Source organism: Synergistetes bacterium HGW-Synergistetes-1, from assembly GCA_002839185.1.
Classification (GTDB): Bacteria; Synergistota; Synergistia; order Synergistales; family Synergistaceae; genus Caenicola.
This window is the reverse complement of sequence record PGXO01000005.1, coordinates 123,917-148,806: the sequence shown is the minus strand read 5'-3', so window position 1 is coordinate 148,806 and position 24,890 is coordinate 123,917. Positions and strand designations below refer to the sequence as shown.

Here is a 24,890-nt window from a genome sequence, read left to right as displayed (position 1 = left end):
ATCGTCACAGGGAATAACGAAAGTCAAGGTCCGCGGCATTACTGTCGGAGGAGAGAAGCTGGCTGTAGCAGCAGGACCTTGTGTACTTGAAAGTTTTGAAGGTGCTTATGCCATTGCAGAAGAGATGAAAAAACTCTGCAGTGAGTTTGGTTTTGGCTATATCTTCAAGGCCTCTTTTGACAAAGCAAACAGGACATCTATCTCAAGTTACAGGGGTCCTGGCATAGAAGAGGGCCTAGAATGGCTTAAAGAGATAAGGAACAGGCTTGACGTCCCAGTGGTGACTGATATGCACGAACCATGGCAGGCGGAAAAACTTGCTGAGACCGTGGACCTGATACAGATCCCAGCATTTCTATGCCGTCAGACAGATCTTCTGGTCGCTGCAAGCAGAACAGGCAAACCCCTGAACATCAAAAAGGCGCAGTTTATGGCGCCTGAAGATATGCGATCGGTAGTAAGCAAATGCCGTGAGGCCGGCAACGAGCAGATAATACTCTGCGAGAGGGGAACGGCTTTTGGATATCATGAACTGTCAGTCGATTTTCGCTCATTTCCGGTAATGAGAAACCTTGGCTTTCCAGTCATGTTCGACGCGACCCACAGCGTTCAAAAGCCGGGAGGTCAGGGTGACAGAAGCGGGGGGGACAGATCCTTCGTCTTGTCCCTGATACGTGCCGCTGTTGCCGTGGGGATAGATGCCCTCTTTATGGAAGTACATCCCGATCCCGATTCTGCGATGTGCGACGGACCAAATATGGTTCCGCTGCACTCCATGCGCGAGGTTTTGAGACAGACTGCTGAAATAGACAGAATAGTAAAGGAGAAGATAGGTTTTGCTTCTCTTGATTGGGCAGGTGAATAAAAATGGATCTTCCGTACGAGCGTGAAGAAAAGAAATTTTCTGATGAAGATATGCTTGCAGCAGGAAGGAATATTCTGCAGAAAGAAGCAGATGCACTGACATCAGCAGCATCAAGGGTAAGCAATGAACTTGTTGCAGCATCCCATCTTTTAAGCAGGTGCAAAGGACGGGTCGTCGTATCCGGGCTTGGCAAGTCGGGCCATGTCGGACGAAAGACAGCTGCTACTTTTGCGTCCCTGGGAGTTCCGGCATTCTTTCTCCACGCAACCGAAGGAGCTCACGGAGACCTTGGAATGGTATGCCGCGATGATCTTGGCTATTTTCTGAGCAACAGCGGAGAGACAAGGGAACTTATTGACATAATTCCCTATTTTAAAAGATTGGGAGCGCCGATAATAGCGGTAACGGGGAATTTAAATTCCACATTGGCCAGAGAGGCAGATGTAGTGCTGAACTGTCATGTGGAATGCGAGGCCGATCCGCTTGGACTTGCCCCGACAAGCAGCACTACCCTGCAGATGGCTTTAGGAGATGCAGTTGCAGGAATGGCTACGCTCCTTCTTGGACTGGGAAAAGATGATTTTGCACTCTTCCATCCGGGAGGTTCGCTTGGCAGGAAACTTCTGCTGAGGGTAAGAGACCTTATGGGTACCGGAGACAAACTTCCGGTAACAAATGAATCATCGCGAGTCAGGGATGCTCTCTTTGAGATAACGAGTAAAGGCTATGGAGCTACTGCTGTGGTAAATGACTCGGGCAAACTTGTCGGAGTATTTACTGACGGAGACCTCAGGCGTTTTATTGAAAGAGAGGGAGTACAGGGGTTGGATTTGCCTGTGCACATGGGAATGACACGTACCCCTAGAGTAATTTCGCCGGACAGGCTTGCTGTTGAGGCAGTCCGCATAGTTGAAGAGTGGGAAGTCTCGGCACTTATCGCTGTCGAAGATGACAAGCCCGTCGGTATGGTCCATATCCATGAGATACTTAAAGCGGGGGTGGCCTAGCTGTCCCTGCTCAGATCTCTTTATCAGCCTCTTATCGATTCAATTTTCCTTTTGTCCTGGCCAAAGCTCAAGAATAAATACAGCGAGGGTTATGACGAGAGAAGGGGCCTCCAGTCTCAGGAATTGATCGAAAAACTGAAAGGAAGAAGACCCTTTTGGGCCCATGGTGTCTCCGTCGGAGAGGTCCAGGCTTTGATCCCTGTGATCCGTGCTGCGAGGGCTTCAGGTTACAGCGGACCGATAGTGATATCCACAACGACAGAAACAGGAAAAGATATGGCCATACGTTTGGGAGAAGGTCTTTTTGATCATCATATATATTACCCATGGGATAAAAAAGAATTTGTAAAAAGGGCTATACTAAGCATTGATCCCTGGGCATTTGCAACAGCGGAGACTGAGCTGTGGCCGAATATGCTCTGGGAACTAAAAGATGTTTTTATTCCGGCTTTCCTTGTCAACGGAAGGATATCTGACAGGACCTGGAAACGCCTTGAAGGCACTCTGAGAAAAAGAATTGGAGCATCTTTTTTCGATCTCTTTACGGAAATTTTTCTGAGGGAAAAAAGAGATCTTGAAAGACTCAGATCCATCGGGGTCCCTCTTGGGAAATTGAATGTTTTCGGGGATACAAAGACAGACGCCCTCCTTTCGAGGAAGGACCTGGCAGTTCGTGACCGCTGGGCAGCAAAGTTAGGGTCCGACAGGTATAAAATATTTATAGCTGGGAGCACCCACCCAGGCGAAGAAGAGGAAGTCATAAGGGCCTTTGAGATGCTTAAACAAAGATACCCTAAGACAAAATTGATATTGGCGCCCAGACACCCTGAACGAGCCGAAGAGATCCTTGCTGTTGCCCGGCAGAAGTTCAGCGCAGGTTTGCTTTCATCCGATCAGTTTGATCAAGATGTAACAGTGGTTGACAAGATAGGTATCCTCTTTGAGTTATACGGAACAGCTGTCTCGGCATTCGTGGGAGGCAGTTTCGCAGATAAAGGCGGTCAAAATATTTTAGAGCCTGTCTCATGGGGGATCCCAGTTCAATACGGTCCTCACATGGAGGATTTTGCCGAGGCTTCTGATGAGTTTATAGAACTCGGTATAGCGACACAGGTAAAAGATGCTGAAAGCCTTGGTGAGGCATGGTTACAAATAATACAGTTATCAGACAATGACAACGGAGAAAATTATGAGAAGATCAGCGGCAAATATTTTGAACGCTGTTCCGGAGCGTCGTCAAGGACATGGGAACGGATATATAAATATTATTGATCACATTTTATGCTATTGGTCAGATATACGGTTTGAAAAATTATTCAGTTGAAAACTATCTGCTCAGCGCAAGGAGGAGTATACATGGAAATTAAAAGGGATCTTTTAAATGATTTTTACAACGGGTTGGATGAACGTTCCCGCGAAGGACTTGATTGTGCTGTTTCAAAGGTAGTCGAAACGAAGAAAAAGGGCGGCAAGGTAGCAGTAGTGACCGGAAGCGGACCCAATCTGCACGAAGGCGTGACGACACTGATCGCTGAACTAATGGGAAAGGGCATAGTTGACGGAGTAACGACAAGTTCCGCTGTCATAAACCATGAAATGAGCGGTTCTCTGGATAGAGTAAAAATGTGCAATGCATCCGGGTTCGGACTTGACAGGACAAAAATGCCAAGAGGAAATGTCTTCGAATTCACTGAGCTTTCTGATGAGGATATAGACCTTATCCGCAAAGAGATGATCCTTGACGGGGACCTATTGGAAAAAGGTAAGGCCTCGGAGGGCAGGATGGTCATTAAAGCGGCCGGCAATATGGCCTACCCTATGGGACTGAGAACTGAGAAAATTGCCGAGGAGATACTCTCTCTCTCAAGGCAGTCGGGGCTTCCTTTTGAAACAATAGCGGGATGGGGATGTGACAGCAGGACTATGCTTGGGATGGGAGCGGAAAAGGGACTTCCCGTTCTTGTGACCATACCGCAGATGGTAGGCGGAGGGCATGTCGGACTTGCAGTAGGAGACAGCATCCCTGTAGCAGAACGTTCAAGGCGTATAGCAGATATGCTCGGTGCGGCAGATGTCATTATCGAATCAGCAGTGGCTCTTACCCAGGAGATCCACGATGGTCCATTCGAAACATATACCGGACACGGAATCTGGTCGTGGTGGCAGGGACAGCCGGTATTCAGCCTTGAAGGCAAAACTCTCATCAGATTTGATCTGGACGAAAACCTGAGGCTTGCACAGGACCTCCAGAAAAAGAGTTCCATGATACAGGAAGCTATCGATAAAGGACTTCCCAAGACGAAGATATCCAAAATACCATTCAGGATGGAAATGTCTGCCTTTGCACGACACGAGGGCAGCATCCCGGTGATCGGTGATATTGGTATGATCTGGCCCGTCTTTGCTGTTAAAATTGCTGACGAACTTGGAATTAAACTTGACTTCATAAGCTACAAGCAGGAGACAGAAGACGGCAGAGAGATGCGCGAATGGATCGTCAGAAACGTAAAGTTTCTCGACAGGGAAAAGATGCTGAAAAAGTTCAGAGAATGGAATGTGAGTAAATGAATTTACCCAGGATTCTTGGTGTGATACCTTCAAGGTTCGCATCTACAAGGCTGGCCGGTAAACCGCTTCTTGATATTTGCGGGAAACCGATGGTAGAACACGTATACAGGAGAGCCTTGGCTTCGGGTGTCTTCTTCAGAGTAGTGATTGCTACAGATGACGAAAGGATATACAACGCAGCTGAAAAATTCGGCGGAGACGTACTTATTACGAGAGCTGATCATCCTGATGGTTCCAGCAGGGTGGCAGAGGTAGCCAGAACCATCGATACAGACTACGTGATAAACATCCAGGGAGACGAGCCCATGCTAGATCCGAGGATGCTAAGGGAGCTTGCAGAGGGAATAGTATCAGACCCAGGTGCAGACTCTGCAACGGTGTGCGTGCCTATAACCAGCGAAAAAGATTTCAACAACCCCAACATTGTTAAAGTCGTCACCGACCAAAAGGGCAGAGCGCTCTATTTCAGCAGGTCACCGATACCTTTCAGGCGCAATGCTACAGAATGTCCCGTCTGGGAGCATCTTGGCATATATGCTTTTACAAAGGAATTCCTCCTGAAATTCGTTGAACTTCCCACTACTCCGCTGATGAAAGAAGAATCACTGGAGCAGTTAAGGATATTGGAACATGGCTATACAATGGCTGTAATTGCGACAAAGTATCCTTCTCTCGGCCCCAACGTCAACACAGAGGAAGATTTGCAGATAGTAAGAAAGATACTTGCAGAAGAAAAGGACAAGAACAGGGTGCAATGAACGAAGATAAAAGTATCAGGGTGATAGTCATCTTAAGTGACGGAATAAGGGGACACCTAAACCAGAGCCGTGGTGTGGCCCTTTGGCTGTCCATGATGACAGGTGCCGAGATACTGGAAGCAGAGGTTCCCTTACTCAGTGGAGCTGCCAGAACTAGGGCAAAGGCAGCAGCAAGAAAGCTTGTACAGGGAAACAGAAGAGACGCAAGGGACTGGCTTGCCATGGCTGATGGAGACGCTGTTGTCAGAAGGGTGGGCCAGTGGTTCGCAGAGAGAGATATCCACGAGGGAACAAGGGAAGTTCTCATAATTTCCGCAGGAAGCACACCAGCCCCCTACAACCTTGCCCTTGGCTATATATGGAGGTGTGCGTGTGCCACTGTAATGACACCCGGGATCGTAGGCACCGGTCCGTTTGATTTTGCGATAGTGCCGGAGCATGATTATCCTGACAGAAAACCGAATGTACTTGTCACGCTTGGTTCACCCAATTCGATCATGAAGGATGAGCTTAAAAAGCAGGGTGAAGCATTGTTACAGGAATATCCGGCGAATTCTTCGAGGATATGGTCGATCCTTATCGGCGGTGATGACGGAAACTATTCAGTATCGCCCGCATGGATCAAAAAAAAGATCGGACATATAATGAAGATCGCTGAACATGAAGAGGCCGACCTCTACATTACAACGTCAAGAAGAACCTCTCCCGGATCAGTCGAGGCTCTGAAATATATTGCTTCCCATTCTACTGCTGTAAGATACCTTCTGATTGCGTCTGAAAGCGATTTCAACCCTATTCCAGCCATGCTTGGTTTTTCAACTGAAGTCTTTTGTACTGAGGATTCAGTAAATATGATATCTGAGACAGTTACAGGAGGGCATAGGGCAGTTCTTCTCCGCGTCGCACATAAAAAAGGAATCAAAAAAATGCTCCAGAACGCAACAGCATGGCTGGTAGGTATAGGTGCTCTGGCTCCCAATATGCTTTGGGGCATCCCAAAGTTCGATCTTGTTTTTGAACACTTTGCAAGGCATGATGCTCTGTTGGAGTTCAGGGAATGGATAAAGAGAAGGCATGAGACCATTGTTGAGCCGCAGGACGAGGAAGAAAGAAAAATGTGGGAAGAATTCAATGAGGCGAAAAGAGCGGCACAGTGGATATACGAGAACTGGCATTGATGATCAAAACAGTAATTTAGCAGATTTAAAAAAGTTATATTTTGTTATGATACTGACTTAGATAATGTAATAGTGCCTGATATGAAGAGCATGAAGTATGAAAGGAATGATATTATGAAAAAATTGTCCAGCGCAATATTGATCGCATTTATGGCCCTGACCCTTATGGTCCCGCCCCTTTCAGCCCAGACACAGACACCCTCATCGGCAGACAACACATTACAGACATCACAGCAGTCCAAAACCACTGCCACGCCCGAGACAAAAGTACCGGAGAATAAAACAGCAACTGCAGCACCGATAGAAAAAGCTCCTGTTGCTGTCACGGTCCCCCAGATCAGGCCATTGAAACCTTCTCCGATGCAAGTAGGTGAACCCGAGACAGAGGAATCACTTCTGGTGTCTGCTGAGTGGCTGAAGAAAAACAAGGGCAATGTCGTCCTAGTCGATGCCAGGCCGGAAAGCCTTTATTCAGGCGGACACATCTCTGGAGCGGTCAACGCAAGCTGGACATACTTTGCAAATATGAATGCTCCGACGGGCTCAAAAAAATGGGGTACTGTCTGGCAGCCTGCTACAATGGCAAAGAGGATAGGAGCTCTAGGTATAAACGGAAAGAAACAGGTAGTTGTATATGATGATGCAGGCGGATGGGGACAGAGCGGATGGACCCTCTGGGTACTCAGGATGAGCGGCATAAAGAATGCGAGAATACTTGAAGGGGGCTTTACAGCCTGGAAGAAGGCTGGCGGAGCAGTATCCAGGACCGCTCACAAGAATAAGGCGGTCGCCTTCTCAGTATCTAAATACAAAGAGCATTATCTTGTTGATACAGAATGGATAAACAACAATATGGGCAAGAGCGGACTGGTTTTGCTTGACGTACGCACACTCGCGGAATACCAGGGCAAAATAAGGCCATTCCAGGAAAAGAGAGCCGGTCACCTTCCCGGAGCGATACACATAGAAATGCAGGAATTCGTTCAGGATCAGTATCACTTTAAAGAAGTTGAAGAGATAGTTGCTCTTCTCAATAAACATTGCATAACGCCGGATAACGAGATAGTTGTATACGATACTGCCGGAGTAAGAGCCGCCTTTGTCACGATGGCACTGCGTTACGCAGGATTCCACAAATCCCAGTGTTATGATGAGGGATTCCAGGCGTGGGCAGGAAATCCTGAGCTGCCTCTCGATAAGTCGGAATAACTAAGTAAAAACAGATCAGCATTGCTGTTTTGCAGTATATATGTTAAAAAACAAGTCCCGGGTCATACCCGGGACTTGTTTTTTACAAAGATCAGTATCTGGAAAGGATAGCTTTCAGTTTTTCCTCATCGATATTGCCTCCTGATATTACTATCCCTGTCTTCCTTCCCTTCGGATCGATCTTGCCTGCCAGCAGTGCGGCAACTCCTACAGCACCTGCTCCCTCAACTATCTGATGGTGTTCTCTGTGCAGGAAGGCAATCGCTTTGGCGATGTCTTCCTCCGTGATCTCAAGGATGCCTGTCACGCGTTTCTTTGCGAGTGAGAGCAGGCTCTGGGGTATGTAGCCTGCAAGTCCGTCAGCCAGAGTTTCAAGGTATGTGACCTCCCTGACGATGCCGTCAGCCCATGAGACTACCCATGGATTAGACGCGACAGACTGCACTCCCCATATTTCAACATCAGGGTTAAGGGCTTTTGCCGCTATCGCGATCCCGTTCATGAGGCCTCCGCCCCCCGCGGGAATGATCAGAAGCTCTATGTCCGGTTCATCGGTAAACATTTCAAAACCCGCAGTTCCCTGTCCGGAGATCACCGTAGCATCTTCAAAAGAAGAGACATAGGTCATCCCGTTTTTTTCAGCATGTTCGTGGGCTGAATGTTCCGCAAAGTCATAATCTCCGCTTGTAACAACAAGATTTACAAATTCTCCGCCCCTTCGTTTTATGGCAGCTTTCTTAGTTTCGGGACATACGTTGGGGACAAAGATCAGTGTCTTGATGCCAAGTTCCTTAGCTGCAAGAGCAACGCCCTGACCATGGTTTCCGCTTGAGCAGGTCACAACGCCTTTTGCCCGTTCTTCAAGGGAGAGTGAATTCATTTTATAAAGTGCTCCCCTTAATTTAAATGAGCCGCAAAGCTGCTGGTTTTCCCATTTCAAGTACACTGGGCTGCCGCATATTTCGCTCAGCGGGAAAGAATACTCGGTAGGAGTGTGTCTCACACGGTTTTTAAGAAATCGGTAAGCCTTGGCAACATCAGTAATGTTTGGGTCGATAGGAAGTTTGTTCAACATAAATCCTCCTCGGAATGTAATATTTTAAGGATCATGGGATCCCTGAAGTGTATGAGCCTGCATCTTTTCTTTATTGCAAATTGACATCAATATTACAGTAACTATAATCGAATGTATAACACTTTTAAAGGGATGAGGGCAATAAATGAGAATACTTTTTATCGGTTTCGGTAATGTGGCAAAAGAGATGTCCCGAATATTTATTCAACGTGATCTATATCCGGCTCTTAATCTGGAGTCCCGAGTTGTCGGGATCTTTACAGGCCGCCACGGTGGATTGGAGAAAAAAGATGGAATAGACCTTAAAAAAGTTTTGGATGAACTCAAACTTAACAACAGACTTACTGCAGCCGAGAGGGAACTTTCCTCACTGACTCCGCTGGAAGCTGCGAAAACACTTGATTACGACGTTCTTGTTGAGCTTTCCGCCCTCTCTATTGAAGATAGGGGCGAACCGGCAGCTTCTCACATAAAAACCGCCCTGGAAAGGGGAAAATCTGTAGCATCTGCAAATAAAGGCCCGGTCAGTTTTCGCTATAGAGAACTCAAAGAGCTTGCTGAAAAAAATGGAGCGCTCTATCTATTTGAATCCGCAGTGATGGACGGAGCACCTCTCTTCAATTTCTGCAGCCGCTGCATGAAGGGCGCGACTATAAATGGATTTTCTGGGATACTGAACGGGACTACTAATTTTATACTCTCCCACATGGAAAAAGGGGGGTCTCTTGAAGAAGGCATAAAAATGGCGCAGGAAGCCGGGATCGCGGAGGCAGATCCTTCAATGGACGTTGACGGATGGGATCCCTCAGCCAAAGCAGCCGCTCTTGCGAATGTCCTGATGGGTGGGAATATAACACCTCTTGACGTGGAGAGAGATGGAATAAGGGCAGTGACCCCTGATATGGCGCAGGATGCTGTCAAAAGAGGTATGAGGCTCAAACTCCTCTGCAGAGGCTGGAAAGATGGGAATAATGTCCATGCAAGCGTAAGGGTAGAGGAGGTAAGCAGGGATGATGTCTTCTGTCTCATTTCCCATTATGGTTCAGCAGTCCGGATCGAGTCAGACCTGATGCACCCCAACATCATTGTGCAGGACTGCCCTGACCTTCTGGATACCGCATATGGAGTAATAGAAGACCTCATCACTATAAGGGATTCATTAGGCTTGATATAATATCAGTATTTGTATTACATCGAAAAGGAGTGATAAAAATGTCATACCCAGTACTTAGAGTTCATCTGGATGTTATGGAAAGCAACATGAACAAGATCGTTTCAAAGTGCGCAGAACATGGAATATCGGTCTGGGCAGTCACAAAAGGATTATCCGCTCCCCTGGAACTGGCCAGACGGCTTTCCGGTACTAAGGTATCTGCATTGGCAGACAGCAGGATAAAGAATATCAGAAGGATGAAGGAGGATGGCATAAAAACTCCTTTCGCTCTGATAAGGATACCAATGCGTTCTGAGATCGAAGATGTAATCGGCCTTGCAGATTATTCCCTGGTTTCAGATATTGGGACGCTGGAATTGATGTCAAAAGTATGCGAAGCAAAAAAGAAAGAACATTCTGTCCTCCTGATGGCAGACATGGGGGACCTGAGGGAAGGTTTCTGGCCGGATGAGGCTGAGGCCGTTGCTGAGGGCCTCAAAAAACTGAGCCCCGCCCTTAGAATAAGCGGGATCGGAGTCAATTACGGCTGTGCCAGCGGAGTCCTCCCTTCAAAAGAAAGCATGCAAAGATTTTTGTCCTTCGGCGAAAAAATCGAATCCGTAATTGGCAGAAAGCTCGATATCTATTCGGGAGGAGCTACGACACGTTCACTTATCGCGTTAGATGACGGTCTTTTCTCTGCGAGGATAAATAACCTCAGGATAGGCGAAGGGTACCTGCTTGGTTCGGATAAATCTTCGGGAGTGATAGTACCCTGGCTGCGCCAGGACACTATGGAATTGGAAGCCGAACTGGTCGAAGTCCGCAGGAAACCGACAAAGCCCATAGGCGAAGTTGGAAGAGATGCTTTCGGCAACGTTCCCCATTTCGAGGACAGGGGCGAAAGGCTTCGCGGGATACTTGCGATAGGCAGGCAGGATGTAAATATCGGCGGACTAACGCCCTTGGATGAAGGGGTCAAAATAATCACAGCTTCAAGTGATCATCTCCTGGTAGACATCGAAGATTGTCCTGTTTTGCATAAGGTCGGGGAGATACTTCGTTTCAGACTTGATTATCCCGGAATGCTCTCTTCATCGACATCCTCTTACGTCACTAAAATTTATGAAGGGTAGTGCAGAAATAATGCCATATGAAGTTACAATAACCGACATCCTGCTTGCAGCAAGATTTCTAAAAAACAGGATCAGGCATACACCTATTGAATTTTCTCCAGCACTTAGCAAAATAACAGGAGGAAAGGTCTGGCTCAAACTGGAGAACCAGCAGATCGCCGGTTCTTTCAAGCCAAGGGGAGCCTTCAACAGGATGTTTGCGATGACTGAAGAAGAGAGGCAAAAAGGAGTTATTACCTGTTCAAGCGGAAACCATGCACAGGGAATAGCAATGGCTGCCAAGGACCTTAAGGTAAGGTCAGTTATATGTGTGCCGGGCCAGTGCCCCCAGGTAAAACGTGAATCCATTCTTGAAAAGGGCGGCGAGTTTGTCGAGCTCCGCGTGATAGGAACATATTATGACGAGGCAGAGATAGAGAGCATGAAGATGGCTGAAAGAGAAAACCTGGTCTTCATCTCTGCTTTTGACGACCCCTATGTATCAGCCGGACAGGGAACGGTCGGCCTTGAGATGCTGCAGGATGAGCCCGAGCTTGACATCATCCTCTGTCAGATAAGCGGAGCCGGATTGATCCGCGGAGTAGCAACCGCTGCAAAAGCACTGAGACCGGCGATAAAAGTTTGGGGAGTTCACGCAAAAGCCAACCCTGCCTGGCCTGAAGCTGTCAAAAAAGGTATGGTCGAACTTGTCGACGAGGAAGTAAGCCTTGCAGATGCCCTTGGAGGAGGAGCATGCCAGAACCATCTGGATTTTGTACTTAATAAACTGGAGGGACTTATTGCCGTCTCTGAAGAGGATATAGCAAAAGGTATCCGCTTTATGTTTGAAAAACACCACCAGCTGGTAGAGGGAGCAGGTGCAATAGCGGCGGCGGCGGCTCTTGCAGGGAGCATCGACCTGAAAGGTCAAAAGGTCGGGATCGTAGTTTCAGGAGGCAATATCGGAGAAGAAAAATTCCTTTCCGCACTAAAGTGCGGAAGATAGGAGAGACTGATGTACAGACTTAGGATACTGGATTCAAAGCAGTTTAGCGCATTGGTCACGATGGATGACGTAATTCCCGGAGTAAAAGAGGCATACAAGCTGTTTTCTTCCGGAAGGGCTGGGCTCTTCCCGATAATAACACATGAATTTGACCCCGGAAGGACAGATATGGATATCAAATCCGCATACATGGATGGTGCGGGGATATATGGACTTAAGATCCTGGGCTGGAACAGAGACAATCCCTCAACCATGGGAGTTCCGGCTCTTGCTGGACTTATAGTGGTCATGGATATCGAGCGTCAGCAACCGCTGGGTATACTTGAGGGAACTCCCGTCACATTTTTGAGGACCGGAGCAGCAGGAGCAATAGGAGCTGAAGCACTTGCGAGCCCCGGATCTGAAAACGCTGTTGTGGTAGGTTCAGGAGCTCAGGGGAGAGCTCAGATCATGGGTCTTTCAAAGGTAATGCCGAAGCTGAAAAGGGTCGATGTTTTCGATGTCCTGGATCCGGCAGCTGAAAAAATGGCAGAAGAGATCGCCCCTTGCTATCCGGGAATACAAATAACCGCCAGGCCATTTGCATCTCTTGAAGAGTATGTTAAAAAAGCCGACATAGTTGTTACGTGCACGCCCTCAAAAAAGGGGTTCATCAAAAGCGGCTGGCTCAAGAAGGGCTGTCACATAAATACGATAGGAGCTGACATGCCCGGCAAACAGGAGATAGATCCGGAAATAACAGCAACGGTAAAAGTTTTCGGAGATTCAAGGTCACAGGTGGCACACAAGGGAGAGTGTCAGTACGCTGTATCAATGGGACTGATAATGCCCGAATGCATCACAGAGATCGGAGAGGTGCTTAACGGCACTAAACCCGGAAGGACTTCAGCTGATGAGATAACGATGTTTGACGCCACAGGAATGGCGCTGCAGGATCTGATAACTGCCAAAGTAGCGCTGGAACGGGCTGAAGCACATAACATCGGTACAGTTGTAGAGATGGAGCAATAAATGTTTTAAAACTTGGCGCCGTGTCCCGGACATCGAGACGGGACCGCGAACTGATTGTTATCAGCAAGGCAGGTCAAAAAAATGAATAAATATTGGCACGGAGTTGTTATGACGCTTATCGCCGCTGTCTGCTGGGGCATAATGAGTCCAATAGCTAAAGTCCTTTCAAGTGCGGGAATAAGCCTGATGTCAGTTATGGCTTTTCGTGCCCTATTTGTTGTGGTCACAATAGGTCCTTTTATTTACTTCACGAAAGGGCCCGGAGTGTTCAGACCTGACAGGAGCATGATCTGTTTTTATTTTCTCTCCGGAATACTCTCTGTTGTTTTCTCCGGCGGGGGATTCCTGATGTCACTAAAATATCTCTCTGTGGCTGAAGCCCTGATACTTCACTACACTTTTCCCCTTGTGACCCTTCTTGGTTCGCTCTACATAACGCATGAGAAGCCTACATTTCTTCAGGTAGTATCCGGATTTCTGATAATAGCAGGTGTATATCTGGGGATGGTAGGCGGAGAAAAGACTTTTTCCGGCCTCTCCGTGCCCGGACTTATGTGGGGGGGGCTCGCTATTATTGGCATTTCGGGGCAGGCTCTTGTTGCACGAAGAGTCTGTAAAGGACAGGAAACAGATCAGCTAGTACTGCTCTTTTTTGCACATCTTCTGGGTGGAACAGTCCTGGCTTTAGGTAAAAGTGCCATCATTGGATGGGAAGATATTATAAATTTTACATTTCCTCTTTTTGGCCTCTTGGTCTTCCAGGCATTTTGCGGGAGCCTTCTTGCATACGGCCTCTTCTACACCGCTTTAAAATATTTGCCGGCCGCGACGGTCAGCCTCCTCTGTACGCTTGAGATAGTTGTTGCAGTCGGACTGACCTCTCTTTTACTGAATCAGCCGCCATCAATGCAGGAGATAATAGGCTGTTCCATTATTATTATTGCAATTGTCTGTGCTACAGTTCGAACTTCTGGACTTGAAGAGGATAATATGTAATTAATGTTTACTCTCCTCTTTTAAATAATTAGGTGTAAAATTAAGGCGATTTTTTAAAAACGCATTATTTTATTCTCTGTTAAACCTAATTAAGGGGGAGATTTTATTGTCATTAGAAACAAAGAAAAGAGACGGTTTTAGTTCAACTTTAGCTGCATTGATGGTATCCCTTGGTTCAGCCGTTGGTCTGGGAAACATATGGAAATTTCCTTATATGACAGGAACAGGCGGCGGCGGCGCTTTCCTTGTCCTGTACCTCTTTTTTGTCTTTATGGTAGCTGTTCCTATTATGATAAGCGAATTTGTTATCGGCCGCAGATCAAGGATGAACCCGGTCGGCGCTTTTAGGAAACTTGATAATGATCCTAAGTCTCCCTGGTCCGGTATCGGTTTTATGGGAGCACTTGCTGCATACCTGATAATGTTTTTCTACAGCTGTGTGGCAGGATGGGTATATTACTATACATTCAAGGCTGCAACAGGAGCTTTTGCAGGGATCACTGCAGAGAAGGCAGGAGCAATGTTCGGCAGCGCCATCGGAGCCGGGACTGCTGGAGGTAGTTTCTTTTCGGCAGCAGTACTTTCTCCGATATTCTGGCAGGTGGTGGTACTTTGTGTAATAGGCGCTATCATTTCCATGGGTGTTTCACGCGGTATAGAGAGGGCTATCAGGATCATGATGCCCGTACTATTCCTGCTTCTCATAATCTGTGCTATCCGTGCGCTTACGCTTCCGGGTGCCGCTGATGGTCTTCGCTTCCTTTTCCATGTGGATTTTTCACAGATAACACCATCTGTAACGCTTGCGGCAATGGGTCTTGCCTTTTTTAAGCTATCGCTTGGAATGGGGACCATGATAACTTACGGATCATATTTCACTGAGGATTCAGATCTTTCGACTGCTCCGCTTAAGATAGCCATAGCAGACATCTCTGTATCGATGCTTGCAGGTCTTGCGATCTTCCCAACGGTTTTCTCCTTCGGAGTTGAACCGGGGGCAGGACCAGGTCTGTTGTTTATCACTATTCCTCTGGTCTTCTCACAGATGCCCTTTGGGCAGGTACTTCTATTTGCATTTTTCCTGTTGACGTCATTCGCAGCCAATGGGGCGATGCTTTCGCTTGTAGAAGTTCCGACTGTATGGATGTCGGAAGAATTCAACATGCCGCGCAAAAAAGCTGCGATTCTCAATTGTGCCATCATCGCAGTGGTAGGAGTTCTGGCAGCCGGTTCAGCCGACAGCTCGAGCTTCTTCGGAGGGATCAAAGTCATGGGCAGGGGATTCTTTGACCTCTTCGACTTCTTATCGTCGAACATATGTCTGCCTTTGGGAGGCCTCTTTATTGCACTCTATACAGGCTACAAGATGAAAGAAAAAGACTTGATGGACGAACTGACCAATCACGGGAAACTGAATAATGAAGGAAAGGTAAGGGTGATCAGAATCCTCCTTCGTTACGTAACCCCGCTGTTGGTCCTCATCATCTTCTTAAATTCTGTGGGATTGCTGAAATTCTGATCAAATATGACCAACAGGTAACGATGACAGAATTGATATAACTCGAAAGCTCATGTCTCCAACAGAAGGCATGAGCTTTTTTTTGCTGGCCCGGGCTAGTCGTTTATCTTAATTACTCTTTAGGATCTTTTTCCTCCGAAAGTTTCTTTTCAATAATTGCGTCTTCGTGAGGATCGCAGATAAAGGTATCATTGAGCCACCTTGCAAAAGGTCCCTTCCTATTTTTAGCCTTTTCAGCAATATCATCTTCGGGCGTTTCTCTTTGACTATGATCGGTCTTTACTGCTGTCTTTGAATGCCTTTTTTTCAATGTTTTCAAAACTGCGCATATTTCATCTACATCGTTCTCACTTAGCTCTGAAAACCGAGAAAGTCCTTTGATTATCCCCATTACGACAGAGCTTTCTGGTCCTGAAAGATTATTGGAGTACATCATTATCCCGGCAATAACGCCTGTGAGCATGCTTATGCAGGCAAGTCCGACTACCATCAGGAACATTCCAACAATTCTTCCTTCCGGGGTCACGGGCACGATGTCGCCAAAACCTGTAGTGCTTGCTGTCGAAAAAGCCCACCATATACTGTCTGAATAATTTCTTCCTTCAAAACTGGAAAAAAGCATTGCGGCAATGACAAGTGCTGTCATTGTTACAGCGGCCGCATAATGCAAAGGATTGGTTCTGATGAATCTGTGCTGTGTTACGAAGGCCCTTATCAGGTATGAAAAAAATTTTATTATAAAAACTATTTCAAATATTACAGCAGCAGCATCTGTCATGTGTAAGTTGCCCAATAGCTTGGCAAGCAGTATGAATGGGAAGACGGGGACTATTGCAATTAATTCTGCCAGATGTCTCGTCAGGAAATGTTTTCTGTTATCTGTAAGGTGCATCCTTACAAAGAAATCAGCGGTAAAAACGACCCATATAAGATGATTCAGGAGGAATATCAATTTGGGCTGAAGACTATATTTGAAAAAGTATGAACCTAAGGACATAAGGGTGAAAACCGATATAAGTGCCAGAATCGGCAGCATTATCTTGTAAATTCTAATAAGGCGCTTCTTCTTCAGATTACTGATCATTTTTACTCAGCAGACCATGAGGTTTATCATTTTTCTGAGAGCATTGCCCTGGCGACCCAAAGGCCCGATGCGGAGGCCTGTATCACTCCTCTTGTGACTCCGGCTCCGTCTCCGGCCGCGTACAGACCTTTGATAGAGGTCCTGAGTCCGCTGTCGAGAGCGACTTTCAGGCTGTAAAATTTTACCTCGACTCCATAGAGCAAGGTATGGCCGCTGTTGACCCCGGGTATAATATGATCAAGAGCTGCAAGCATTTCCATTATACCAACCAGATGCCTGTATGGAAGCACACAGGCAAGGTCTCCCGGTTCTGCGCTTGTAAGAGTGGGTCTTACAAGTCCGCGGGCGATCCTGTCCGGTGTTGAGCGTCTCCCCTTTCGGAGGTCACCGAGTCGCTGGACGATAATTCCTCCGCCAAGCATGTTCGCCAGGCGGGCTATGTGGCTGCCGTAACCGATCGGATCCCTGAAAGGTTTTGTAAATTTTGTCGAGACCAGTATCGCAAAGTTTGTATTTTCTGTCTTGCAGTCATTCTCCTGGTTCGAGTGGCCGTTGACAGTCAGGATCTCGTGGTGGCTCTGGTACTCAGATGTGACTTCACCGTGCGGACACATGCAGAATGTGCGCACCTTGTCATCAAAGGTGGGCGTGTCGAGAAGTGCCTTGACCTCATAGAACTGGTCGGTGATATCCTCAGCCCAGGCAGAGGGTATTTCCACCCTTACGCCAATATCTACGGGCAGGGACTCGATCTCCAGTCCAAGTTCCTTCACGGTTTTTTCCATCCATGCAGCGCCTTCGCGTCCGGGTGCCAGAAGGACCCTGTCGGAGCAGAGCTCTTCCCCGTTCGCAAGCAGTACGCCGGCAACGGATCCGTCAGGTTTGAGCAGGACTTTTTCTACCATTGTGTTTGTCCTTACCTCACAACTGTCTTTTATGGTCTGATATATGGCACCAAGGATCTGCTTCGATCTGTCTGTTCCCATATGGCGTATTGTTGCAGGTATTATATCGAGGCCTGCCTGAAGAGCTTTGGTAATGACCTTCTTTGCAAGGTCGCCGCTTGGTTTGAACAGCGTGCTGCTGGCTCCGTGCTCCAGATATACATGGTCCGCCTCGTCGATAAGAGAGAGAAGCTTCTCGCGTCCGCAGTATTCTTCAAGGTTGCCCCCGAATTCAGGGGTCAGTGTAAGTTTACCGTCGCTGAAAGCGCCCGCGCCTCCCCATCCGCATACAACATTGCAAGGATTGCAGTGTACGCATTCAGGAGCGCCGGTTTTCATTGGGCAAATACGGGCTTCTATGGATCTTCCCTTGTCAATGAGAAGAACTTTTTTACCATTTTTTATAAGTTCGAGAGTTGCAAACAGTCCTGCGGGACCTGATCCGACGACTATTACATCGTATTTGTGATCCATCCTTCATTCCTCCGTAAAAAGCAGAAAATCGACCCTGATTAGTATAGCAGAAAAGATTGGGTAAGCAGAAAGTACATCAACATTGAGATTAAATAGTGATATTATTATGACGTTCAGAATAAAAGCAAGTTACTTATATGGAGGGAATATATTGAACATTAATAAATGTGAAAAAGGCTTCGATCAGGAAAGTGTCCAGTTGATCGGAATACTTGCTGAGGAAGCCTCATCTGAGTTATTGTGCCTGGAACCTCTTGCCGGAGATATGTTGGAGTTTTGCCGCAGAGCAGTCATTAACGGGAACTTCAAGGCAAAGGCAGGTTCCACGATAAAGATCCCCGTCATGCACAGTTCAGTCAAATACGTTGTCATACATGGACTTGGAAATGAAAAGTATAGTCTCCAGGAAAACATCAGGGAAGGAAGTTTTATGATCCTGAGAACTGCTGCGGCAAAAAGATGCTCAAGCGTCCACATCACCATGCCAAGTGCGGAAGAGAGGATCAATTCAAGATCTGCTGCAGAAGGGGCTGTCCTTGGATGCTACAGATTTGACAAGTATCTGTCGCAGGAAGAGGATGAGAAACTGATATCTCCTGATGTTGTCAGTGTTGCAGATGCAGACCCCGCAGGGCTTGAGGAAGGAAGGATACTTGGTGAGGCGCAGTGCTATACAAGGGATATAGCGAACGAACCGGGTAATGTTATCACCCCTGAGACTCTTGCAGAAAAAGCTGAATCATTGGCCCGGGAGCTTGGTCTGGAATGCGAAATATGGGACGAAGACAGAATAGTGAAAGAAAAAATGTGTGCGTACCATGCTGTTGCAAAGGGGTCGTCAAATCCCCCGAGGTTTATCACCCTCACATGGTCACCGGAAGGTGAATGCAGAGGTCATGTTGCGCTTGTAGGTAAGGGCCTGACCTTTGACAGCGGCGGACTGGACATAAAGCCCGCGGAACACATGACTACAATGAAGGGTGATAAAAGCGGAGCATGTGCAGTTCTTGGAGCTGTAAAAGCAGCGGCTCAGCTTAAGCTGCCATGGAAAGTTACAGTGATAATAGCTGCAGCGGAAAATATGCCCGGAGGTAATGCATACAGGCCCGACGATATCCTTAGGGCGCGCAACGGAAAGACCATAGAAGTCAACAATACCGATGCGGAAGGCAGGCTTACACTTGCCGACGCACTCTCTTTCGCATCAGAACTCAAGCCTGACAAAATTATCGACATAGCTACGCTTACAGGTGCCTGCGCTGTAGCTTTGGGGACGAATACAGGAGGGCTTTTCACCAATAATGATCCATTTGGGGAAGATGTGCTCACAGCGGCTAAAATGGCGGGGGAACGTTTCTGGAAACTCCCAATAGACGATCCGACTCTAAAAAAAGCAATAAAGTCTCCTGTTGCCGATCTGGTAAACTCCGGCGGACGCTACGGCGGCGCCATCACAGCGGCGATGTTCCTGGAAGCATTTGTTGATAAAGACATTCCATGGGTGCACCTGGATATTGCAGCGGCTGATTTTATAAAGGAACAGAGGAGCTATTATGCCAAGGGTGCTTCCGGTTTCGGGACCAGGACCCTGGCAACGCTCTTAATGATGATGTAAAGGTGGTATGACTGATGGGGGATGTACAGAGGAACGATTCAATTGCACTCATCAACGGCGTTATCTACCCGATGTCATCTCCTGGTCGGGCAAAGGCGCTGTTCGCAAAAAACGGGATCATTCAGGCAATAGGGAGCGACAAAGATATACTGTCGCTCTGTGACAGCAAGACAACAGTTCTGGACATCAAAGGAAAGTTCCTTATGCCCGGAATGACAGATACGCACAGCCATCTTCTTGCAACAGGCAGGAGCCTTGAAACACTTAACCTGTCCGGAGCTTCTTCGATCGAAGAAATGATAGACAATAGCCGCCGATTCCTTTCAGAGTCCCCGATAGATGAGGGACAGTGGTTTTTTGCACGTGGATGGGATCAGAATCACCTTGCAGAAAAAAGATTTCCCAACAGGTATGACCTGGACAAGATAACGAAAGATATTCCGCTTTTCTTTGAAAGATCGTGCGGACATATCGCTTCCCTTAATTCCAAAGCTCTCGAGATATTGAGGATAGGAAAGGGTTTCAAGATATCCGGGGGTGTAGTCAACTCGGATGAAAACGGAGAACCTACCGGAGTTGTCAGCGAGGCAGCGGTAAACTGGGTAAGGATGAATATCCCGGAATCTTCTGACGAGACACTGATAAGGTGGTACAAAAGAGCTACAGACGAAATGATCAAGCTCGGCATCACATCAGTACAGACAGATGACCTGGGTATAGTGGGAAATACTGACAGGATATTCAGACTATACGAACAGATGGAACTTGAAGATAAGATGCCCCTGCGAATAGCAGAACAGTGGCATCTGAGGGACGAAACAGAACTTACAACATTTATTGAGTGTGGCTATCACAAGAGAAACGGAATAAGCTATTTCGCTTCAGGTCCGCTGAAAATTCATGTTGACGGTACCCTGGGAGCTAAGACTGCTGCCCTAAGGGAAGAATATTCTGATGAACCCGGGAACAGGGGGATATACGCAAGATCGCAGGGAGAACTTGACCGCCTTACTGCAATTGCCCAGGAAGCCGGGATGCAGGTAGCCTACTATGCTATCGGTGACGGAGCAATAGACAGATGCCTAAACGCTGTTGAATCAGCAAAGAGATTTTTTGACAAAGACAGCTCGATATCACATAGGATAGTACACTGCCAGGTAGGAGCACATGACATTTATAAAAGGATGGCAGATTTGGGTGTTATGGCAGATATCCAGCCGGCATTTGTAACTTCCGACTGGCCAATTGTGATGTCCAGGCTTGGCGCTGAAAGAGCAAGATGGAGCTACGCATGGAAAACGCTGATACAGTACGGCATTACAGTAGGAGCAGGATCCGATTCACCCACCGAGCCGCTTGATCCGATGCTTGGAATAAGGGCAGCGATACTTAGAAAAGACCTTTCAGGCCTGCCGGAACACGGCTGGCTGCCATCCGAAAAGCTTGACAGGGTGGAAGCCTTTTCAATGTACACGAAAGGCGGCGCTTTAATATGCGGAGAGGGAGATTTCAGGGGAACGCTGGAGATTGGCAAAGCTGCAGATATCATAGCCTTCATGGAAAACCCGTTCAAGATCGATGACCATGAGATCCAGAACTTGACAGTCGGATTAACAGTCGTGGATGGAAAGATCCGCTATATTCGTTAGGAGGGACCAAATCATGCTCACGCTTAAAGATTTCCTGGCAAAAGAGGTCAGACCGGCACTGGGGTGCACCGATCCGGGTGCAGTAGCTCTTGCTGTTGCCAGGGCATGTAAGGAACTGCCTGAAAGGGAAGAAGTGGCATCTGTTAGGGTCACAGTAAGCGGAAGCATTTATAAAAACGGTATGGCGGTAGGTATCCCGGGAACCAGAGGTGCAAGAGGCAACGCAATGGCTGCGGCAATGGGGGCTATCTGCGGAGATCCCGACCTGGGCCTTGAAGTTCTAAGGAAGAGCACGGCAAAAGATGTTGAAAAAGCTGAAAAATGGGTCCGGGACGAGAGGGTGACCATCTACTGCGATCCTGACAGGAGCGGAGTCTACGTGCTGGCCTCTATCTTTACACCCGAGCATAAGTCTGTATGTCTGGTCAGCGGGAATTATAACCACATAGAGAAAGTCGTTGTCGACGGAGTTACCGTAATGGAAGACAGATCAGACCCTTCAGTCTCATCGATAGGTTTTGAAGATGACGGTTTTCCACAGATATTTACAGAAGCCCTCAAAATGGCTGACGAGATAGATGATGAAGACAGGAAATTCCTCCTTTCCGGAATAGAAATGAACATAGCAGTCGCAGAAGGAGGATACAAACCCAGTGACGTATGTTCGATCTGTGGGGAATGTGTCCAGGGCAGCAGGTTCGGAAGGACCCTCAAGGATATTTTCGCTTTGGAAGAGTGCGAAGATGTAGCACTGAAGATAAGAAGCATAACTGCCGCGGCAGCGGATGCAAGGATGTCTGGCATACTGCTTCCTGTAATGAGCAGTGCCGGAAGCGGAAACCATGGGATCACTGCTATCCTCCCCATAGCGGTTTTGGCCAAACACCTGAAAAAAACTGACGATGACATAGCGAAGGCACTTGCCATCAGCCACATATCAACCAGCTTTGTAAAAAGACGCCTTGGACGCATGTCCGTTGTCTGCGGATGCTCTGTAGCTGCCGGAGCAGGTTCTGCAGCAGGCATGACTTACTTGATGGGCGGTTCTGAAGACCAGATGGCCGATGCAATGCAGCTGCTGCTTTCAAACCTTGCAGGCATGCTTTGTGACGGAGCAAAGGAAAGCTGTGCCCTTAAAGTCAGTTCTGCCTCATCCGAGGCGTATTTTGCAGCCAGGTGGGCTGTCGCAGGCCAAAGACTGGGGATACCGCAGGGTGTTTTTGGATCATCCATTGAAGAAACGATCGAAAATGTCGCAAAAGTCACCCGTGAAGGAATGAAAAATGTAGACAGGGTGATCATAGAGATACTGGATCAACGCCACCGTCCTTCAGCAGAGAATTTTTAGCGGAGATGGGATACAAAGGAACGCAGTACTCCGGTGATGATAAGGAAATAAAAGAACTTACCGGTCAGATCGAACGCATAACATACAGTGATGCGGAGAGCGGCTATGCTGTTCTCCGCATAGCTGTGAAGGGTTATCCCGATCTGGTCACTGCTGTGGGTACTATTGCCTCTCCCGCAGTAGGAGAAGTGCTGAGTATGAAAGGTCTCTGGACAGACCATCCCAAATTCGGATCGCAGTTCAAAATAGTGGAATACAGATCATTTGCACCATCCTCAATCCAGGGTATAGAGAAGTATCTTGGCTCGGGTCTGATTAAAGGTATAGGTCCTTCGATAGCCGAAAAGATCGTCTCACTCTTCGGGGCTGAAGCTTTTAAGATACTGGACACCAAACCAGAAAAGCTGCTTGAAATTGAAGGTATAGGAGATAAGAAGGCAGCGGCCATACATGAAGCATGGCTTGAACAGAGAGAGATGCGCGGAGTAATGCTCTTCCTTCAGAGCTACGGCATCGGCACAGGTTATGCACTCAGAGTATTCAGACATTATGGGAGCGCCTCGGTCCAGGTGCTCCAGGAAAATCCATACAGGCTAGCTGTCGATATTTTCGGCATCGGTTTCGTGACTGCAGATAAGATAGCTTCCAGCATGGGATTCAGCAAAGAATCTCCTCTTCGTATAAGAGCAGGAGTGCTTCACGTAATAAATGAACTGACCAGGGACGGGCATGTCTTTGTACCGATAGAGGAGCTGACAGCATCAGCAGCTGAGATCCTTTCAGTCTCTCCGGAGCTGGTAGAAAAAGGTATAGAGGATGGCAGGCTCAATCAGGAACTTATTATCGAATGGTATACGGATATTGAAGGAAAGGATGACTGCGCAGTCTACCTTCCTCCCTTCCATTACGCGGAGGTCCATTCCGCGAAGAATCTATGCAGGATACTCTCATCACCGTTCAACGGACAGTATGCTGCCCCTGATGTAGTAATACCTTGGGTTCAGCAGGAGCTGGGCATAAGCTTCGCAGGGCAGCAGACCGAGGCACTGAAGACTGCTCTGAGCTCACAGGTAATGGTTATCACAGGCGGTCCCGGGACCGGGAAAACCACCCTGATAAAGGCGATAATCAAGATCAGGTCTGCGAGGGGTTTTCGCATAATGCTTGCTGCTCCTACAGGCAGAGCGGCCAAAAGGATGACAGAGGCGACAGGGCATGAGGCAAAAACGATCCATCGGATGCTTGAGTACACAGGAAGTTCAATGGCCGGCGGAGACTTCATGAAAAACGAGACAAACACCCTTGACTGTGACCTGCTGGTGGTGGACGAAGCTTCAATGATTGACCAGATACTGTTCCACCATCTCTTGAAAGCCATTCCTAAGGACGCATCTGTTGTGTTTGTCGGGGACGTAGACCAGCTTCCGTCAGTGGGCCCCGGAAATGTCCTTAAAGACATAATCGACTCCGGTGTGTGCCCTGTTGTCCACCTCAAAGAGATCTTCAGGCAGGGTGAAGAGAGCATGATAGTTGTAAATGCACATAAAATCAACAGCGGAGAGATGCCCTGCTTTGATGACAAAAGCAATGGAACTTCTCCCTGTGATTTTTATTTTATTGAGCAAAACGATCCTGACAAAGCTCTTGAAATAATAAAAGAACTAGTGACACTCAGGATCCCCCAGAAGTTCGGTTTCGATCCGGTAAAGGATATCCAGGTCCTTACCCCAATGCACAGGGGATCTGTCGGGACCACAAGGCTAAACTCAGAATTAAGGGAAGTCCTTAATATCCAACATGGATCAAAGGTCCAGAGGATGGGCAGGATAGTTCAGGAAGGCGACAAGGTCATGCAGATACGCAACAACTACGAAAAGGATGTTTACAACGGTGATATTGGGACAGTCCTCAGAATAGACGGTGAAGAGAGCAAAGTAATAGTCGAAATGGACAGCGGCCGTGTCTCATATGATTTTTCTGAGTTGGATGAGCTTATCCATGCCTATGCTGTTTCGATCCACAAATCTCAGGGATCAGAGTATCCCGCAGTTGTCATACCAATAATGACTCAGCATTACATGATGCTGCAGAGAAACCTTCTTTACACAGGCATAACAAGAGGTAAAAAGCTTGTCGTGCTTGTTGGAACAAAAAAAGCTGTTGCAATAGCGGTGAAGAACGACAAGACACGAAAGAGATACACCAGGCTTGCGGGGAGACTTAAAGACTGCCTGAAAGGCTGAGTCGATATTTTTTTGTTCAGTCTGAGGGTCCAGAAACAGAAATAAGCAGAGCCGGCCATTAAGAGGCCGGCTC

General features: G+C 47.5%; 20 protein-coding genes. 17 read left to right on the top strand and 3 right to left on the bottom strand.

From position 1 onward, the window contains the following. Window positions 1–13: 13 nt before the first annotated feature. From CVV54_05930 to CVV54_05900, 7 genes are all read left to right on the top strand, one after another. Window positions 14–865, top strand: a complete 852-nt coding sequence (locus CVV54_05930; GenBank protein PKL04551.1) for a 3-deoxy-8-phosphooctulonate synthase — start codon at window positions 14–16, stop codon at window positions 863–865. 2 nt (window positions 866–867) lie between these two features. Further along, on the top strand, window positions 868–1,872 hold the full coding sequence (locus CVV54_05925) for a KpsF/GutQ family sugar-phosphate isomerase (GenBank protein ID PKL04414.1): 1,005 nt from the start codon (window positions 868–870) through the stop codon (window positions 1,870–1,872). Continuing rightward, a complete protein-coding gene (locus tag CVV54_05920; protein PKL04413.1) occupies window positions 1,873–3,144 on the top strand; it encodes a 3-deoxy-D-manno-octulosonic acid transferase in 1,272 nt (423 codons plus the stop codon). An 84-nt stretch (window positions 3,145–3,228) separates the two neighbouring features. Continuing rightward, window positions 3,229–4,440, top strand: coding sequence for a hypothetical protein (locus CVV54_05915; GenBank protein PKL04412.1), 1,212 nt, complete (start codon window positions 3,229–3,231; stop codon window positions 4,438–4,440). Further along, entirely contained in the window at window positions 4,437–5,198 is a 762-nt protein-coding gene (kdsB, locus tag CVV54_05910; GenBank protein PKL04411.1) for a 3-deoxy-manno-octulosonate cytidylyltransferase, read from the top strand. Before CVV54_05915 ends, kdsB begins: the two co-directional genes overlap by 4 nt. Continuing rightward, window positions 5,195–6,376 (top strand): hypothetical protein, encoded by a 1,182-nt coding sequence (locus tag CVV54_05905; GenBank protein PKL04410.1) that lies wholly within the window; start codon window positions 5,195–5,197, stop codon window positions 6,374–6,376. Before kdsB ends, CVV54_05905 begins: the two co-directional genes overlap by 4 nt. A 72-nt stretch (window positions 6,377–6,448) precedes the next feature. After that, window positions 6,449–7,585, top strand: coding sequence for a sulfurtransferase (locus tag CVV54_05900; protein PKL04409.1), 1,137 nt, complete (start codon window positions 6,449–6,451; stop codon window positions 7,583–7,585). A gap of 91 nt (window positions 7,586–7,676) precedes the next feature. Here CVV54_05900 and CVV54_05895 read toward each other — a convergent pair whose 3' ends face one another. Further along, window positions 7,677–8,657, bottom strand: coding sequence for a serine/threonine dehydratase (locus tag CVV54_05895; GenBank protein ID PKL04408.1), 981 nt, complete (start codon window positions 8,655–8,657; stop codon window positions 7,677–7,679). Between the two features lie 148 nt (window positions 8,658–8,805). Between CVV54_05895 and CVV54_05890 the strand changes: the two genes are divergently transcribed. The 6 genes from CVV54_05890 (at window position 8,806) to CVV54_05865 (ending at window position 15,460) form a co-directional block, all read left to right on the top strand. Continuing rightward, on the top strand, window positions 8,806–9,834 hold the full coding sequence (locus CVV54_05890) for a homoserine dehydrogenase (protein PKL04407.1): 1,029 nt from the start codon (window positions 8,806–8,808) through the stop codon (window positions 9,832–9,834). Window positions 9,835–9,872: 38 nt separating this feature from the next. Continuing rightward, window positions 9,873–10,949: an alanine racemase gene (locus CVV54_05885; protein PKL04406.1), complete on the top strand. Its 1,077-nt coding sequence runs from the start codon at window positions 9,873–9,875 to the stop codon at window positions 10,947–10,949. Then, window positions 10,939–11,934, top strand: coding sequence for a serine/threonine dehydratase (locus CVV54_05880; GenBank protein ID PKL04405.1), 996 nt, complete (start codon window positions 10,939–10,941; stop codon window positions 11,932–11,934). The genes CVV54_05885 and CVV54_05880 overlap by 11 nt, the downstream gene beginning before the upstream one ends. A 9-nt stretch (window positions 11,935–11,943) precedes the next feature. After that, window positions 11,944–12,945, top strand: a complete 1,002-nt coding sequence (locus CVV54_05875; GenBank protein ID PKL04404.1) for an ornithine cyclodeaminase — start codon at window positions 11,944–11,946, stop codon at window positions 12,943–12,945. A gap of 81 nt (window positions 12,946–13,026) precedes the next feature. Further along, window positions 13,027–13,941, top strand: coding sequence for a hypothetical protein (locus CVV54_05870; protein ID PKL04403.1), 915 nt, complete (start codon window positions 13,027–13,029; stop codon window positions 13,939–13,941). 100 nt (window positions 13,942–14,041) lie between these two features. Next, window positions 14,042–15,460 (top strand): transporter, encoded by a 1,419-nt coding sequence (locus CVV54_05865; protein ID PKL04402.1) that lies wholly within the window; start codon window positions 14,042–14,044, stop codon window positions 15,458–15,460. Window positions 15,461–15,572: 112 nt separating this feature from the next. Here the strand turns inward: CVV54_05865 and CVV54_05860 are convergent, their stop codons facing one another. Then, window positions 15,573–16,544, bottom strand: coding sequence for a hypothetical protein (locus tag CVV54_05860; GenBank protein ID PKL04401.1), 972 nt, complete (start codon window positions 16,542–16,544; stop codon window positions 15,573–15,575). A 26-nt stretch (window positions 16,545–16,570) separates the two neighbouring features. Further along, window positions 16,571–17,962, bottom strand: a complete 1,392-nt coding sequence (locus tag CVV54_05855; protein PKL04400.1) for an FAD-dependent oxidoreductase — start codon at window positions 17,960–17,962, stop codon at window positions 16,571–16,573. Window positions 17,963–18,113: 151 nt separating this feature from the next. Here CVV54_05855 and CVV54_05850 point away from each other — a divergent pair, with 151 nt between their 5' ends. Genes CVV54_05850 through CVV54_05835 form a run of 4 tightly spaced genes read left to right on the top strand, consistent with a single transcriptional unit; the run spans window position 18,114 to window position 24,817 of the window. Continuing rightward, complete coding sequence (locus tag CVV54_05850; protein ID PKL04399.1) at window positions 18,114–19,577, top strand: leucyl aminopeptidase; 1,464 nt, start codon at window positions 18,114–18,116, stop codon at window positions 19,575–19,577. 14 nt (window positions 19,578–19,591) lie between these two features. After that, window positions 19,592–21,226, top strand: coding sequence for an amidohydrolase (locus tag CVV54_05845; GenBank protein PKL04398.1), 1,635 nt, complete (start codon window positions 19,592–19,594; stop codon window positions 21,224–21,226). Between the two features lie 13 nt (window positions 21,227–21,239). Next, window positions 21,240–22,574 (top strand): serine dehydratase subunit alpha family protein, encoded by a 1,335-nt coding sequence (locus CVV54_05840; protein PKL04397.1) that lies wholly within the window; start codon window positions 21,240–21,242, stop codon window positions 22,572–22,574. Between the two features lie 5 nt (window positions 22,575–22,579). Next, window positions 22,580–24,817 (top strand): ATP-dependent RecD-like DNA helicase, encoded by a 2,238-nt coding sequence (locus CVV54_05835; GenBank protein PKL04396.1) that lies wholly within the window; start codon window positions 22,580–22,582, stop codon window positions 24,815–24,817. Window positions 24,818–24,890: the final 73 nt, after the last annotated feature.

What these genes read in the sequence shown, in the direction of transcription:
- CVV54_05905 (PKL04410.1), top strand. Translation starts at nt 5,195, where the DNA reads ATGAACGAAGATAAAAGTATCAGGGTGATAGTCATCTTAAGTGACGGA.
- kdsB (PKL04411.1), top strand. Translation starts at nt 4,437, where the DNA reads ATGAATTTACCCAGGATTCTTGGTGTGATACCTTCAAGGTTCGCATCT.
- CVV54_05855 (PKL04400.1), bottom strand. Translation starts at nt 17,962, where the DNA reads ATGGATCACAAATACGATGTAATAGTCGTCGGATCAGGTCCCGCAGGA.
- CVV54_05885 (PKL04406.1), top strand. Translation starts at nt 9,873, where the DNA reads ATGTCATACCCAGTACTTAGAGTTCATCTGGATGTTATGGAAAGCAAC.
- CVV54_05860 (PKL04401.1), bottom strand. Translation starts at nt 16,544, where the DNA reads ATGATCAGTAATCTGAAGAAGAAGCGCCTTATTAGAATTTACAAGATA.
- CVV54_05835 (PKL04396.1), top strand. Translation starts at nt 22,580, where the DNA reads ATGGGATACAAAGGAACGCAGTACTCCGGTGATGATAAGGAAATAAAA.
- CVV54_05880 (PKL04405.1), top strand. Translation starts at nt 10,939, where the DNA reads ATGAAGGGTAGTGCAGAAATAATGCCATATGAAGTTACAATAACCGAC.
- CVV54_05870 (PKL04403.1), top strand. Translation starts at nt 13,027, where the DNA reads ATGAATAAATATTGGCACGGAGTTGTTATGACGCTTATCGCCGCTGTC.
- CVV54_05915 (PKL04412.1), top strand. Translation starts at nt 3,229, where the DNA reads ATGGAAATTAAAAGGGATCTTTTAAATGATTTTTACAACGGGTTGGAT.
- CVV54_05925 (PKL04414.1), top strand. Translation starts at nt 868, where the DNA reads ATGGATCTTCCGTACGAGCGTGAAGAAAAGAAATTTTCTGATGAAGAT.
- CVV54_05875 (PKL04404.1), top strand. Translation starts at nt 11,944, where the DNA reads ATGTACAGACTTAGGATACTGGATTCAAAGCAGTTTAGCGCATTGGTC.
- CVV54_05890 (PKL04407.1), top strand. Translation starts at nt 8,806, where the DNA reads ATGAGAATACTTTTTATCGGTTTCGGTAATGTGGCAAAAGAGATGTCC.
- CVV54_05845 (PKL04398.1), top strand. Translation starts at nt 19,592, where the DNA reads ATGGGGGATGTACAGAGGAACGATTCAATTGCACTCATCAACGGCGTT.
- CVV54_05840 (PKL04397.1), top strand. Translation starts at nt 21,240, where the DNA reads ATGCTCACGCTTAAAGATTTCCTGGCAAAAGAGGTCAGACCGGCACTG.